The sequence below is a fragment of the Kitasatospora sp. NPDC032757 genome, assembly GCF_055579305.1.
In genome coordinates this window covers 165,974-179,773 of record NZ_JBVINN010000010.1, presented here as the reverse complement: position 1 = coordinate 179,773, position 13,800 = coordinate 165,974, and the positions used below count along the sequence as shown (strand labels likewise).

Genomic DNA, 13,800 nt, shown 5'->3' with positions numbered 1-13,800 from the left:
TCGCCTGGTGCCTGGGCCTGGCCGTCCTCGGCTACTTCTGGTCGACCTCCACCTTCAACCGCGACCCCAAGTAACCGCCGTGACAGCGCGGGCCGTGTCCCGCAACCCGCTCCGCCCCAGGGCGGCGTACTCCGACACCGCGTCGGCGTACGCCGCCCCGTCGGCGTCCGGGGGAAGGGTCTCCAGGGGAAGGGCGTCCGGGGAGGGGCGTCCCGTCGTACGGGTGATCCAGTGGCCGGCCGGGATTTGGGCAGGTGTTCGAGTCAATGGGCCTATCTCATATGACTGTTCCCGTTCGTCGGTGGAGATCGTTGCGCAGGGGTAATGCTGAGCCGACCGGGTGGCGGGTGCTGAGAGGACCGCGGTGCGCTTCGCCGTGCCGGTCGGCCTCCTCGACACGTCCAGAAAGGCTCGCCCGGTGACTCAGCCGTTCGAACTGCCCTCCTTCTACGTGCCGCACCCGGCACGCCTCAACCCCCATCTGGAGGAGGCCCGCACCCACTCCACCGCGTGGGCCCGGGAGATGGGGATGCTGGAGGGCTCGGGGATCTGGGACCAGGCCGACCTGGAGGCGCACGACTACGGCCTGCTCTGCGCGTACACCCACCCGGACGCCTCCGCCGAGGCGCTGTCGCTGGTCACCGACTGGTACGTGTGGGTCTTCTTCTTCGACGACCACTTCCTGGAGATCTACAAGCGCACCAACGACCGTGAGGGCGGCAAGGCCTACCTGGACCGGCTGCCGCTGTTCATGCCCGCCGACCCGTCCACACCGATGCCCGAGCCCACCAACCCGGTCGAGGCGGGGCTGGCCGACCTCTGGCGGCGGACCGTGCCGACGATGGGCGAGGACTGGCGGATCCGGTTCGCCGAGAGCACCCGCAACCTGCTCAACGAGTCGCTCTGGGAGCTCGCCAACATCAACGCGGGCCGGATCGCCAACCCGGTCGAGTACATCGAGATGCGCCGCAAGGTCGGCGGCGCGCCGTGGTCCGCCGGGCTGATCGAGTACGCGGCCAACGCCGAGGTGCCGCAGGAGGTTTCGGGCTCGCGGCCGCTGCGGGTGCTGATGGACGCCTTCTCGGACGGCGTCCACCTGCGCAACGACATCTTCTCCTACCAGCGCGAGGTCGAGGACGAGGGCGAGCTGAGTAACGGCATCCTCGTACTGGAGACCTTCCTCGGCTGCTCGACCCAGGAGGCCGCCGAGGCCGTCAACGACCTGCTCACCTCGCGGCTCCAGCAGTTCGAGAACACCGTGCTCACCGAACTCCCGGCGCTGTTCGCCGAAACCGGGCTGGATCCGGCGGGCTGCGCCAAGGTGCTGGCCTACGTCAAGGGCCTCCAGGACTGGCAGTCCGGCGGCCACGAGTGGCACATGCGGTCCAGCCGGTACATGAACGACGGCGGGGCGGCCGCCAAGTCGGCCGAGAGCAACTGGTGGGACCCGTACGCGATCGGCGGGGTCGGAACGTCGGCGCTGGACGTGCTCCGGCCCGGCCCGGAGCGTGCATTCCCGGGCGGGCTCGGCGAGTTGGGATCGCTGAGCGGCGCGTTCGGGATCAACACGCTGGCCGGTACGCCCGGGTCGCCGGGCGGCGTCGACCCGGCGGTGCGGCGGGCCCGCTCGCACAGCCACGTGCCGTTCCAGCGCGTCGGACCGTCCCAACTGCCTGAGTTCAAACTCCCGTTCAGCGTCGACCTGAGCAGGCACCTGGACACCTCGCGGCGCAACACCCTCGCGTGGGCCGAGAGGATGGGCATGCTGGAGGCGCAGCCGGGCCTGGCCCACTCGGACATCTGGACGGCCGAGAAGGTCGCCGACTACGACTTCCCGCTCTGCTCGGCCGGCATCCACCCGGACGCCACCGCCGACCAACTCGACCTCACCTCGGCCTGGTTGACCTGGGGCACCTACGGCGACGACTACTACCCGGTGGTGTTCGGGCGCTCCCGCGACCTGGCCGGCGCCAAGCTCCTGACCGCACGCTTCTCCGAGTTCATGCCGGTCGACGGCGGCCCGGCGCCGGAGCCGGTGAACGCCCTGGAGCGCGGCCTCGCCGACCTGTGGGAGCGGACCGCCGGGCCGATGGCCGCCGATGCCCGGCGGAAGTTCCGCACGGCCGTCGAGGACATGGTGGAGAGCTGGGTCTGGGAGCTCAACAACCAGGCGCAGCACCGGATCCCCGATCCGGTCGACTACATCGAGATGCGCCGCAAGACCTTCGGCTCCGACCTCACCATGAGCCTCTGCCGGCTGGCCCACGACCGGTCCGTCCCGCCCGGGATCTACGAGAGCGGGCCGATGCGCTCGCTGGAGAACGCGGCCGCCGACTACGCGTGCATGATGAACGACCTGTTCTCGTACCAGAAGGAGGTCGAGTACGAGGGCGAGGTGCACAACGCGGTGCTGGTCGTGCAGAACTTCTTCAACTGCGACTACCCGGCCGCCGTCCGCATCGTCGACGACCTGATGCACTCGCGGGTGCAGCAGTTCCAGCACGTGGCGCAGAACGAGTTCCCGGTGCTGTACGACGACTTCGAGCTGGGGCCGGAGGGCCGGGCGCTGCTGGAGGGGTACGTCAAGGAGCTCGAGAACTGGCTCGCGGGCATCCTGATCTGGCACCGGGGCTGCAAGCGGTACACGGAGGACGACCTGAAGCGGCACTTCGGGCGGGAGGAGCTCCCGGCGGGGCCCGCCGTGGCGGAGGCGGCGGCGTTGGGGCCGAAGGGCCTGGGGACGTCGGGGGCGCGCGTTGCGGTGGCGGCGGCACCGGCGGGTGGGGGCGTCGGGGCGGGTGTCCCCGCGGGCGTCCTTGCGCGTGTTCCTGCGCGCGTCGGTGCGGGTGTCGGTGTGGCCGAGGCGGCGCCGAGGCCGGGGCTGGTCCCGTCCGGGCCGGCCGGCTTCGGGACGGCGGGGGCGCGGGCGCCGTTCACCGCGGCCGTTCCGGCCGCTTCCGCTGTTCCGACCGTTCGGGGTGTTCCCGGCGTTCCTGGCGTTCCCGGCGGTGCGGTGGGTGCGGCCGGGTAGCGGCTGCTCGCTCCGGGACGGCCCGCCGGTGGGTGTACCGGCGGGCCGTCGCCATCGGCGAGGTGACCCAGGCGTGGCTCGGGGCGCGGCCGGGCGGGGGACTGGCTACTGTGGCGAATCGGGGCAAAACGTCACCAATGCCACAAGAAGAGGTGCAGAGACATGGCCGCGCTACCCGAGGGCACACCCTGCTGGGCCGACGCGATGTTCGCCGACCTGGACGGCGCCAAGGCGTTCTACGGCGAGGTGCTCGGCTGGACCTTCGGCGAGAGCTCGTCGGAGTTCGGCAACTACACGACGGCGTACTCGGACGGCAAGGCGGTCGCCGCCGTCGTGCCGCCGATGCCGGGCGAGGACGCGCCGCCGTCCGCCTGGTGCCTGTACTTCGCCTCGCCCGACGCCGCCGCCACCGCGGAGGGCATCCGCGCCAACGGCGGTGAGGTCCTGATGGGCCCGATGCAGGTCGGTGACTTCGGCACCATGGTGATCGGCAAGGACCCGGGCGGCGTCACCTTCGGCGTCTGGCAGGCCGGCAGCCACAAGGGCTTCGAGAAGCAGGGCGCGCCCGGTGCGTACACCTGGGCAGAGGTGCTCACCCGCGAGCCCGGCAAGGCGGACGGGTTCTTCCCCGCCGTCTTCCCGTTCACCGTCAAGAAGATGGACACCGACGAGGTGGACTACAAGATCTTCCACGTCGACGGCCAGCCCGTCATCGGCCGGATGAAGATGGGCCCGGAGGACCTCCCGCCCGAGGCGCCGTCCTACGTCAGCGTGTTCTTCGCCGTGGCTGACTGCGACGCGACCGTCGCCAAGATCACCGAGCGCGGCGGACAGGTGTACGCCGGTCCGATGGACAGCCCGTTCGGCCGGTTCGCGGCGGTCGGCGACCCGCAGGGCGCGGCCTTCGGCATCATCGACCTCGGCACGACGTCCGGGGACATGCCCGTCCTGGCGGACATCTGATGCGCGGGGTGTCCCGGTGAGCAGCGAGCGGACCGACCTGCTGGAGACGCTGGACAAGCACCGCGGCTTCCTGCGCTACACCGTCCGCGACGTCACCGACGAGCAGGCCGCCCGGCGCACCACCGTGAGTGCGCTGTGCCTGGGCGGCCTGATCAAGCACGTCATGGGTGTCGAGAGCCGGTGGATGCGGTTCGCGACCGGCGGTGCGGCGGCGATGCGGAGCGAGCCCGTCGACTGGGAGGGCCAGTTCCGGATGGCGGACGGCGAGACGCTGGCCTCGCTGCTCGACGCCTACGAGCGGGTGGCGCACGAGACCGACGAGCTGATCTCGACCCTTCCCGACCTGGACCTCGCCCACCCGCTGCCGGAGGCGCCGTGGTTCGAACCGGGCGCGAGCTGGTCGGTACGGCGGGTCCTGCTGCACATCATCGCGGAGACGGCACAGCACGCCGGGCACGCGGACATCATCCGGGAGTCGCTGGACGGGGCGAAGACGATGGGGTGAGGGGCAGGATCCGGCGTTGGCTCCGGGGGCCGGCTGTCGGGCTCCCGGGGCCGGCGCTCGGGCGGCGAGCCCTCAAGGGCGGTTGTCCCGGGTGAGCCCTCTCACGCGAGCTGGAGACCGAGCAGCTCGTGCAGGGCCCGGTCGCCGTCCGCCGTCACCCGCAGGGCCCGGCCTGAGCCGATCCGCTCCACCCAGGCCCGGTCCAGCGCCGTCCGGCACAGTGCGGCACCGAGCGCCCCGCCGAGGTGGGTGCGGCGCTCCGTCCAGTCCAGGCAACCGCGCACCACGGGGCGGCCGCCGCCGTGCCCCGCCCGGGCGGGCAGCTCGATGCCGGCGCCGGCCAGCCACTCCCGCCCGCGCTCGGTGACGGCGAGCCCGGCGTCGTCCGCCACCAGGCCACGGGCCAGCGCGGCGTCGGTGACGGCCACGCCGAGGCGGCCGGCCAGATGGTCGTAGCAGGTCCGGGCGCGGGCCTCGGCGCTCAGCCGGGTGGACTCGCGCAGATTGCGCGGGGCCCTGGTGGGGGCCGTCGCGGTGGCCGCGGTCTCCGCGAAGACGGTGAGGTCCTCGATCAGCGCTGCCGCCTCCGGGCCGGCCAGCCGGACGTACCGGTGGCGCCCCTGACGCTCCTCGGCCAGCAGGCCGCCGGCGATCAGGCGGGACAGGTGCTCGCTGGCCGTTGACGGCGCGACACCGGCGTGCCGGGCCAGCTCGCCGGCGGTCCAGGCCCGGCCGTCGAGCAGGGCGGTGCAGAAGGCGGCGCGGGTCGGGTCGGCGAGCAGACCGGCGAGCTGGGCGAGTGGCATGGGTCCATGGTGCCCCGGGCACGGTTCGGCCGGGGCCGAAACGTTCCGCTCCTACCGTGGCGTGCATGAGCACCCCGACTACCTCCGAGCCTGCCGAGACCTCCGAGACCTCCGAGGCCTCCGAGGCCTCCGAACGGGCCACTGATCGTGGCTCCGAGCGGCACTCCGCGCGGTCCGCCACCGTGGTCGCGCGGGCCCGCGTCGCCGAGCCGGCGTACCACGCGGGCCCGGTGGGCGACCTGCGCCCCGTTGCGGAAGAGGTCGGGCCGTGACTCCGTTCGCCGCGCTCCACCACCGCCCCGGCGAGCCGCTGCTGCTCCCCAACGCGTGGGACCACGCCTCCGCCGCCGCCCTCGCCGAGCAGGGCTTCGCCGCGATCGGCACCACCAGCCTCGGCGTGGCCGCGGCCGCCGGTCTGCCCGACGGCGCCGCCGCCACCCGCCGGGAGACCGTCCGGCTCGCCCGCCGGCTCGGGCGCGGGCGGTTCCTGCTCACGGTCGACGTCGAGTCCGGATTCTCCGACGACCCGGCCGAAGTCGCCGATCTGGCTGCAGAGTTGGTTTCGTTCGGGGTGGCCGGAGTCAACCTGGAGGACGGCCGTGCGGACGGGACGCTCGCGCCCGTCGCCGTGCATGCCGCGAAGGTCGCGGCCGTGAAGGCCGCCGCCCCCGACCTCTTCGTCAACGCCCGCACCGACACCCACTGGCTCGGGACCGCCGACCCCGGGCCGGAGACCGTCCGGCGCCTCGCCGCCTACCAACAGGCGGGCGCGGACGGCGTGTTCGTCCCGGGGCTGGCCGACCCGGCAGCCATCGAGGCGCTGGTCGGGCGGCTCCGCGTCCCGCTCAACATCCTCCACAGCCCGGCCGGCCTGCCGCTGAGCCGGCTCGCGGACCTCGGCGTCGCCCGGGTCAGCCTCGGCTCGCTGCTCTACCGGGCGGCGCTGGCGGCCGCCGTGCAGACGGCCGTGGCCGTCCGGGAGGGCTGGGCCGGGCCGGTGCCGGGCGCGGTGCCGGCGTACGCGGCGGTCGCGGCACTGCACCTCGACGACGCCGCGGGAGAGGGTGCGAGCGTCATCTGACGAACCAATAGCTAATCCATCGACATATCCCAATGGTTGACCTATGCTCCCGATCATGGGAAACCGTCAACTACAGGAGCCGACCAGGCTCGTGCTCACCGCGCTGGCCGACGCCCCGCGGCACGGCTACGCCATCGTCCAAGAGGTCCTGGCCATCTCCGGCGGCCGGACCAAGCTCCTCACCGGCACCCTCTACACCGCGCTGGACCGGCTCCTCCAGCAGGGGCTGATCCGGATCGACCACGAGGAGGTCGTCGCCGGGCGGCTGCGCCGCACCTTCGCGCTCACCGAGGACGGCCGCGGGGTGCTGGCCGAGGAGACGGAACGCCTGCGCGCCGGGGTCGTCGAGGCCGAGCGCCGGCTCGCCCTCGGCCGCCGCCCCGGCCTCCAGGCGAGCTTCATGCGGCTCGCGCCGGCCGGGGGTGCGGCATGAGCGCCTCCTCCCCCCACCTCGGCACGCCCACCCGGCTCCCGCTCCTCGGCCTCTACCCCGCCAAGTACCGGGCCGCGAACGGCGAGGAGATCGTCGCCGTCCTCGCCGAGTCCCTCCAGGGCGCCGACCGCCGCACGGTGCTGCGCGAATGGGCCACCGTCGCCGCGCACGCCGTCCGGCTGCGCACCCGGCTCAGCTCCAGCGACCCGGCCGGCCGGTTCCTCGCCGGCGCCGCACCGTTCCTGCTGGCCGGCGGGGCGGGCCTGGCCATGGTCCACCTCCTGCTCGGGCTCTTCCTGCCCGACCAGTTCGGCGACGAGGGTCACCCCGCCGCCCGGGTCGCGGTCGGGGCGGCGCAGACCGTTCCGTGGATCCTCGCCCTGGTCTGCGCGGGATCCGGCCGCTGGGGAGCGGCCCGGCTCCTCGTCCTGGCCGGCACCCTCGTGCGGACCGCGGCCGCCGCGGCCTTCTTCGCCCACGAGAGCCTGGCGCTGTTCCAGTACCTCCCCCTGGCCGGCTTCTGGCTCCTCCTCGGCGCGCTGCTCCTCGCCCCGCCGGACGGCATCGACGTCACCCGTCGTGCCCGCTCCGAGATGGTGGCCACCGCGCTCGCACTCGCCCTGCCGATGGGCGCGATCGCCGTCATCTGGCCCTGGCCGGAGGAGGGCCTGGCCGTCGACCACGTCTTCTCGGACGCCAACCGCACCCTGCTGGACGTGTCCACCGCCTGGCCGGCCGTGGTGATGAGCATCGCCCTGCTGCTCAACCTCGCCCGCCGCGACACCGACCGCGTCCGCGCCGCCGGAGTCGCGCTGGCCGTCCTGCCCTGGACGGTCATGCTGGCACCGCCCTACTACTGGCGGCCGCCGTTCAGCGGGCCCGACCTGCTGCGCAACCTGCTCGTCGTGGTCGGCCTGCTGGTCCTCACCGCCACCGTGGCCGCCACCCGTCACCGGGTCGCCGCCTCGACGGACCCGGTCGAACCGGCCTGATTGCTTCCACGGCCCGGCCGTTGCGCCGGTCCGACCGTGCCGGCGGCCCGGCCGTTGCGCCGGTCCGACCGTACCGGCGGCCTGGCCGTGCCGGCGGCCTCCCCGCTCCCGGGCCTCGCCCCGGAGCGGGGAGGCCGGTGGTGTCCCGGCGGCTGCCAGGTGGCGGCGTCAGTGGGCAGCGCGCTCGTCGGTGCCGGGGATCTTGGCGGTGCTGAGGGCGATGCGGTTCCAGGTGTTGATGGTGAGGATCATGGCCAGCAGGCGGGCCAGTTCCTCCTCCGTGAAGTGGGCGGCGGCGAGGGCGTAGACGTCGTCCGGGACACCGCCCTGGCCGATGAGGGTGACGGCCTCGGTGAGGGCGAGGGCGGCGCGTTCCTGCGCGGTGAAGAAGTGGCCGGCGTCCTTCCAGACGGCGACCATGTGCAGCCGCTCCTCGCTCTCGCCGGCTTTGCGGGCGTCCGAGGTGTGCAGGTGGAGGCAGTAGGCGCAGCCGTTGAGCTGCGAGGCGCGGATCTGCACCAGCTCGACGAGGGCCGGGTCGAGGCCCTCGCGGGCGGCGGCGTCGAAGCCGATCAGGGCCTTGAAGGCCTTCGGGGCGGCGGTGGCGAAGTTGATGCGGGGGTTCGTCATGACCATGAATCTATGGGCTGACAGACCGGTGGAAAAGGGCATTTCCAGGGTGGAGCCATGGGTCAATTCCGCGTGAGGGTGAGGAGTTGCTCGTCCGGGCCGAGCGTCCGGCCGCGGGCGAAGGCGGCGTCGAAACCGCCGGCGCCGAGGCGCTCGCGGGCCCGCTCGGCGGCGCGGTCCACGTCGACGCGCTCGGCCCGGGGGAGCGGGGAGCCGACGGAGTCGCGGAGGGCGGCGGCCGTGCCGAGCAGGGCGGCGGCCTGTTCGCCCTGGCCCGCCGCGGCGCGCGCCCCCGCCAGACCTTCGAGGGCGAGTGCGAGGGCGCGCACGTCCCCGGTCCGGCGGGCGGCGGCGAGGCCGTCCAGGTGGAGCCGCTCGGCGAGCCTGGCGTCGCCGCGCTGCTCGGCGACGTAGCCGAGCTGGGCGAGGATCAGCGCGGTACCGGACTCGACGCCGAGGCGGCGGTTCCACTCCAGCCAGGGGCGCAGATGCCGCTCGGCGGTGTCGAGGTCACCGCGGCGGCGGGCGCCGATGGCGAGGCCGGTCTCGGCGAACTGTTCCGCCGGGCGGTGCGACTGCTCGACGGCCAGCCGCCGGGCCCGCTCGTGGAACTCGTCGGCCTGGGCGTGGTCACCGGTCAGCAGGGAGATCCGGCCGCGTCTGGCCAGCTGGAAGGAGGCGTCCGTCCAGAGCTCCAGCTCCTCCGCGCTGCGGACACCGTCCCGGTGCAGGCCGGCGGCGGCCTCGTAGTCCCCGGCGATCTCGGCGAGTACGCCGAGCTGCTCGGAGGCCTTCAACTGGCCCCAGCGGTCGCCGAGTTCGGCGAAGAGAGCGGCGCTCCGGACGGCGTTGCGGCGCAGCTCCTCGAGATCGCCCCGGTAGAGGGCCAGGGTGGCGCGGGTGCTGAACGCGGCGGCCTCGCCCCAGCGGTCGCCGAGCGCGCGGAACTCGTCGGGCAGGCCGTCGAGGCGGCGCCGGACCAGCGCGTCGTCGAAGCCGCACTGGGCGTGGGCGAGCAGCCAGCGGCCGCGGGCGTCGGCGCCCTCGAAGGGCTCGGCCGGAAGGGTGTCGTCGGGCCGGGTGTCCTCGGGCCGGGCGTCGTGCGGCCGGGTGTCCTCGGGCCGGGCGCCGTCGCCGGTGAGCAGGGTGAAGGCGGCGTGCCGGATGCGGGCGGCGGCGAGGAGGGCGGCCGTCTCCGCCGCGTGCGCCGTGTCTGCGGCGCCTGCCGCGCCTGCCGCGCCCTGGCCCGCGCCTGCCGCGTCCAGGGCGCGGGCCAGGGACCTGCCTGCCTCGCCGACCCGGCCGCGCAGGTGCCAGTACCAGGTGAGGCCGTTGACCAGGCGGAGCCCGAGGAGGGGGTCGCCGTCCGTGGTGGCGTGGTCGAGGGCGGCCCGCAGGTTGAGGGTCTCGTGGTCGAGCCTGCGCAGCCAGTCCCGCTGGTCGTGGCCGTGCAGGTGGGGTGCGGCGCGTTCGGCGAGGTCGGTGTGGTGCCGGGCGTGGCGGTGGCGGGCGTGAGCGGTCTCGCCGGCCTCGGCCAGGCGCTCCAGGCCGTAGGCGATGACCGATTCGAGCATCCGGTACCGGGGGCCGTCGTCCGCCGTGCCGCCGTGCGCGGCACCCCCGTGGTACGGCGGGACGACCAGGGAGCGGTCGACCAGGCGGGTCACGAGGTCGAGCACGTCGTCGGCGTGGACGTCCCCCGCGGCGCAGACCGCCTCGGCGGACTGCAGGGTGAACCCTCCGGAGAAAACGGCGAGTCGGCGCAGCATCGCCTGCTCGGGCGGAGAGAGCAGCTCCCAGCTCCAGTCGATCATCGCGCGCAGGGTGCGCTGCCGGGCCGGCGCGTCCCGGCGGGCCTGGTTGAGCAGGCGGAACCGGTCGTGCAGACGGTCGGCCAGGGCCTGCACGCCGAGTGTGCGGACCCGGGTGGCGGCCAGTTCGAGCGCGAGCGGGATGCCGTCGAGGCGGCGGCAGATGAGGGCGACGGCCTCGCGGTTCTCCGGGCCGAGGGCGAAGCCGGGAGCGGCCGCCGCGGCGCGCGCGGCGAACAGCTCGACGGCCGCCTCCTCGTCCAACGGAGCCACGGCGTCGAGGACTTCGCCGGAGATCGCCAGCGGCTCCTGGCTGGTGGCGAGGATGTGCAAGCCCGGCGCCCGGCGCAGCAGACGGTCGGCCAGCGCGGCGACCGGGGCGATCACGTGCTCGCAGTTGTCGAGCACGAGCAGCAGCCGTCGCTGCCCTAGTACCTCCGCGAGCCGGTGCTCGACCGGCTCGCGGGTGCTGAGGTCCGTTGCGTCGTCGTCGCGCACGCCGAGTGCGGCCGCCACGGTGGTGGCCACCTCGCCGGTGGTGCCCGCGAGTTCCACGAAGCGGACGCCGTCGGGGAAGCCCTCCGCGAGGCGGGCCGCCGCCGCCAGGGCGAGCCGGGTCTTGCCGACCCCGCCAGGCCCGGTGAGGGTGACCAGCCGGCCGGCCCCGACGAGTGTGCTCACCCGGGTGACGGCGTGCTGCCGTCCGATCAGCGAACTCGCCGGTACGGGAACGGCGTTCCGCCGACCGGCCGCGCCATCGGTCGCGGTCGCGGCCGCGCTCTCGGTCGCGGTGTCCGCCGGGCTTGCGGCGGCAACGGCGGAGGGCCGGGCTTCCGGGCCGGGGGCGAGCGACGGGTCCTGCCGCAACATCGCCTGGTGGAGTGCGGCGAGTTCGGCGTCCGGGTCGATGCCCAGCTCCTCGGCGAACCGGCGTTCCAGTTCCCGGTAGGCCTCCAGAGCCTCGCTCTGCCGCCCGGACAGGTAGAGCGCCCGCATCCGGGCGGCGTGCAGCCGCTGGCGCAGCGGGTGTTCGGCCGCCAGCGGCGCCAACTCGTCCGCGAGCATGGCGTGTTCACCGAACTCCAGCCGGAGGCCGGCCAACTCCTCCAGTGCGGTGAGCCGTTGTTCCTCCAGCCCGGCGATCGCGGCCTGCGCGAACCCGGCGTCCCGGAAGTCGGCGTACGCCGGCCCGTGCCAGAGGCCGAGCGCCTCCGTGAGCAGCGCCGCCCGCGCCCGCGGCTCGGCCGCCTGCCGGGCCCGGGCCGTCAACCGCGCGAAGCGGCCCGCGTCCACCGCCTCCTCGGCCACCGTCAGCGCATAGCCCGCCGGGCCGTACGCGACCAGCGCCCGGGTGCCCTCCTCGGCCTTCGCCAGGGCGCGGCGCAGCTGCGAGACCTTGGTCTGCAGGGTGTTCTCGGGATTGCCCGGCAGGCCGTCGCCCCACAGGTCGTCGATCAGCCGGTCCACCGGAACCGGCCGACCGTGGTGCACCAGGAGGCCGGCGAGCAGTGCGCGGACCTTCGCCTCGGGGACGGGAACGGGATCCCCGTCGTCCGTCCGTACCGCCACCGGGCCCAGCACCTCGAAACGCATGCCGCCCACGCTAACCGGTGCGCACCGGGCCGTCGTGCGCCGGTCGTCGGCGGCCGTGCGCGGACCGTCAGCGGACCGTGCGCGGCCCCGGGCACGGTGAGTCCTGTGAGCGCGGCGGAACACCGCCGCGGAAGCCCCGACAACTCCCCGCGGAGGGAAGCACCATGACCGTGTCCCATGAGATCCGCCTCGCCGCCCGCCCGGCCGGCGCACCGACCGCCGGCAACTTCGAGCTGGTGGCCACCGAAGTCCCGGAGCCGGGCGAGGGCCAGATCGTGGTCCGCAACACCTGGATGTCGGTGGACCCGTACATGCGCGGCCGGATGGACGACGCCCCCTCGTACATCCCGCCGTTCGAGCTCGGCGCCGCCCTCGACGGGAGCGCGATCGGCGAGGTGGTCGCCTCCCGGGCCGCCGCAGTCCCGGTCGGCTCGACCGTCTCGCACTTCCTCGGCTGGCGCGAGTACGCCGTCCTGGACGCCGCGGCGGCCACCGTTGTGGACACCTCGCTCGCCCCGGCGGAGGCCTACCTCGGTGCCCTGGGCACCACCGGCCTGACCGCCTACGCCGCCCTCACCCGGACGGCGCCGGTCCGCGAGGGCGACGTCGTGTTCGTCTCGGCGGCGGCCGGAGCGGTCGGCAGCGTGGCCGGCCAACTGGCCCGGCAGCTGGGCGCGTCCCGGGTGATCGGCTCGGCGGGCGGCCCGGAGAAGACCAAGAAGCTGCTCGACCGGTTCGGCTTCGACGCGGCGGTCGACCACCGCCAGGGCAGGCTCGCCGAGCAGCTCGCCGAGGCCGCCCCCGCCGGCATCGACGTCTACCTCGACGCCGTCGGCGGCGACCACCTGCAGGCCGCGATCGGCGCCCTCCGCAACGGCGGACGGATCGCCCTGGTCGGCGCGATCAGCGGCTACAACGCCACCGCGCCGGCGCCCGGCCCCGACAACCTCTTCCGGGCCGCCGCCAAGGAGGCCACCCTGCGCGGGATGCTGGTCAGCAGCCACTTCGACCTCTTCCCGGAGTGGATCGGCAAGGCCTCCGGATGGCTGGCCTCCGGCACGCTGCGCACCGAACAGACCGTCGTCGACGGCATCGAGCAGGCCCCCGAGGCCTTCCTCGGCGTGCTGCGCGGCGTCAACACCGGCAAGATGCTGGTCCGGCTGGGGGCGCAGCGATGACCACCGAGCCCGTCACCGCCACCCGCGAGGGCCGGCACGCCCTGCTGGTCGTCGCCCACCCGCGCACCGACTCGCTGACCGCCCAGCTCGCCCGCCGCACCCGGGACCGGCTGGCCGCCGAAGGCCTCACCGTCGACCTGCTCGACCTGCACGCCGAGGGGTTCGACCCGCGGCTGGGCCCCGAGGACGAACCGGACTGGGCCGACCCCGACAAGGAGTACTCGGCCGAGGTCCGCGCCCACATGCGGAGGATCGACGCGGCCGACGTGATCGTGGTGGTCTTCCCGCTCTGGTGGTTCGGCCTCCCGGCGATCCTCAAGGGCTGGATCGACCGGGTGTGGAACCACGGCTTCGCCTACGGCCGTGGACGCCCCCGGCTCCAGGGCAAGCGGATGGTCTGGATCGGCCTGGTCAGCTACGGCCGGGACAAGTTCACGGAGCTGGGGTGGGACGGACCGGTCTCCCGCATCCTGCGGGAGGGGATCTCCGGGTACTGCGGGATCGACGACGCGGCGGTCCACTTCGTCCACGACTCCCTGAACGCGGGCGGGACGGCGTTCGAGGTGGTGGACTTGGCGCTCGACTCCTTCGCGCCGTAGCTCCCGGGGGAAGGGTGGAAGGCAGAGGCCCCGGCCGGGTGATCCGGCCGGGGCCTGCGCGTGCCGCGCCGGCGCTGCTCGTCGTGCGGCACCCTGGCGGTCGTCGGCCGCGCCGCCGACCGTGCCGACCGCGCCGACCCGTGCCGACCGCGCCGGCCAGCAGGCCGAGCACGTCGAC

12 protein-coding genes are annotated in these 13,800 nt (G+C 74.3%); 9 read left to right on the top strand and 3 right to left on the bottom strand.

What is annotated here, in order from left to right; translation table 11 throughout:
• Positions 1-418 precede the first annotated feature (418 nt).
• The 3 genes from ACZ5WK_RS15375 (at position 419) to ACZ5WK_RS15365 (ending at position 4,499) form a co-directional block, all read left to right on the top strand.
• Positions 419-3,031, top strand: coding sequence for a terpene synthase family protein (locus ACZ5WK_RS15375; RefSeq protein WP_465547808.1), 2,613 nt, complete (start codon positions 419-421; stop codon positions 3,029-3,031).
• 162 nt (positions 3,032-3,193) lie between these two features.
• On the top strand, positions 3,194-3,994 hold the full coding sequence (locus ACZ5WK_RS15370; protein WP_465547807.1) for a VOC family protein: 801 nt from the start codon (positions 3,194-3,196) through the stop codon (positions 3,992-3,994).
• Positions 3,995-4,010: 16 nt separating this feature from the next.
• On the top strand, positions 4,011-4,499 hold the full coding sequence (locus ACZ5WK_RS15365) for a DinB family protein (protein WP_465547806.1): 489 nt from the start codon (positions 4,011-4,013) through the stop codon (positions 4,497-4,499).
• Between the two features lie 101 nt (positions 4,500-4,600).
• Here the strand turns inward: ACZ5WK_RS15365 and ACZ5WK_RS15360 are convergent, their stop codons facing one another.
• Positions 4,601-5,305, bottom strand: a complete 705-nt coding sequence (locus ACZ5WK_RS15360; protein WP_465547805.1) for an ArsR/SmtB family transcription factor — start codon at positions 5,303-5,305, stop codon at positions 4,601-4,603.
• A gap of 65 nt (positions 5,306-5,370) precedes the next feature.
• On the opposite strand from ACZ5WK_RS15360, the gene ACZ5WK_RS15355 reads away from it, so the two are divergent.
• Genes ACZ5WK_RS15355 through ACZ5WK_RS15340 form a run of 4 tightly spaced genes read left to right on the top strand, consistent with a single transcriptional unit; the run spans position 5,371 to position 7,811 of the window.
• The gene (locus tag ACZ5WK_RS15355) at positions 5,371-5,577 is read left to right on the top strand and encodes a hypothetical protein (protein WP_465547804.1); all 207 of its coding nucleotides are present in this window, start codon (positions 5,371-5,373) and stop codon (positions 5,575-5,577) included.
• Positions 5,574-6,386, top strand: a complete 813-nt coding sequence (locus ACZ5WK_RS15350) for an isocitrate lyase/PEP mutase family protein (RefSeq protein WP_465547803.1) — start codon at positions 5,574-5,576, stop codon at positions 6,384-6,386. Before ACZ5WK_RS15355 ends, ACZ5WK_RS15350 begins: the two co-directional genes overlap by 4 nt.
• 55 nt (positions 6,387-6,441) lie before the next feature.
• Positions 6,442-6,819: a PadR family transcriptional regulator gene (locus tag ACZ5WK_RS15345; protein WP_396324038.1), complete on the top strand. Its 378-nt coding sequence runs from the start codon at positions 6,442-6,444 to the stop codon at positions 6,817-6,819.
• Positions 6,816-7,811, top strand: coding sequence for a hypothetical protein (locus ACZ5WK_RS15340; protein WP_465547802.1), 996 nt, complete (start codon positions 6,816-6,818; stop codon positions 7,809-7,811). Before ACZ5WK_RS15345 ends, ACZ5WK_RS15340 begins: the two co-directional genes overlap by 4 nt.
• 168 nt (positions 7,812-7,979) lie before the next feature.
• Here the strand turns inward: ACZ5WK_RS15340 and ACZ5WK_RS15335 are convergent, their stop codons facing one another.
• The gene (locus ACZ5WK_RS15335; protein WP_465547801.1) at positions 7,980-8,441 is read right to left on the bottom strand and encodes a carboxymuconolactone decarboxylase family protein; all 462 of its coding nucleotides are present in this window, start codon (positions 8,439-8,441) and stop codon (positions 7,980-7,982) included.
• 62 nt (positions 8,442-8,503) lie between these two features.
• Positions 8,504-11,845 carry an AfsR/SARP family transcriptional regulator gene (locus tag ACZ5WK_RS15330; RefSeq protein WP_465547800.1) on the bottom strand — a complete coding sequence of 1,114 codons (3,342 nt, stop codon included), beginning with the start codon at positions 11,843-11,845 and terminating at the stop codon, positions 8,504-8,506.
• Between the two features lie 164 nt (positions 11,846-12,009).
• On the opposite strand from ACZ5WK_RS15330, the gene ACZ5WK_RS15325 reads away from it, so the two are divergent.
• Positions 12,010-13,023, top strand: coding sequence for an NADP-dependent oxidoreductase (locus ACZ5WK_RS15325; protein ID WP_465547799.1), 1,014 nt, complete (start codon positions 12,010-12,012; stop codon positions 13,021-13,023).
• Positions 13,020-13,622, top strand: a complete 603-nt coding sequence (locus tag ACZ5WK_RS15320) for an NAD(P)H oxidoreductase (protein WP_465547798.1) — start codon at positions 13,020-13,022, stop codon at positions 13,620-13,622. Before ACZ5WK_RS15325 ends, ACZ5WK_RS15320 begins: the two co-directional genes overlap by 4 nt.
• The last annotated feature ends 178 nt before the right edge of the window (positions 13,623-13,800 follow it).

Excerpts from the sequence above, each read along its gene's own strand:
- ACZ5WK_RS15370 (WP_465547807.1), top strand. The coding sequence starts at position 3,194 with ATGGCCGCGCTACCCGAGGGCACACCCTGCTGGGCCGACGCGATGTTC.
- ACZ5WK_RS15360 (WP_465547805.1), bottom strand. The coding sequence starts at position 5,305 with ATGCCACTCGCCCAGCTCGCCGGTCTGCTCGCCGACCCGACCCGCGCC.
- ACZ5WK_RS15355 (WP_465547804.1), top strand. The coding sequence starts at position 5,371 with ATGAGCACCCCGACTACCTCCGAGCCTGCCGAGACCTCCGAGACCTCC.
- ACZ5WK_RS15345 (WP_396324038.1), top strand. The coding sequence starts at position 6,442 with ATGGGAAACCGTCAACTACAGGAGCCGACCAGGCTCGTGCTCACCGCG.
- ACZ5WK_RS15340 (WP_465547802.1), top strand. The coding sequence starts at position 6,816 with ATGAGCGCCTCCTCCCCCCACCTCGGCACGCCCACCCGGCTCCCGCTC.
- ACZ5WK_RS15335 (WP_465547801.1), bottom strand. The coding sequence starts at position 8,441 with ATGACGAACCCCCGCATCAACTTCGCCACCGCCGCCCCGAAGGCCTTC.
- ACZ5WK_RS15330 (WP_465547800.1), bottom strand. The coding sequence starts at position 11,845 with ATGCGTTTCGAGGTGCTGGGCCCGGTGGCGGTACGGACGGACGACGGG.
- ACZ5WK_RS15325 (WP_465547799.1), top strand. The coding sequence starts at position 12,010 with ATGACCGTGTCCCATGAGATCCGCCTCGCCGCCCGCCCGGCCGGCGCA.
- ACZ5WK_RS15320 (WP_465547798.1), top strand. The coding sequence starts at position 13,020 with ATGACCACCGAGCCCGTCACCGCCACCCGCGAGGGCCGGCACGCCCTG.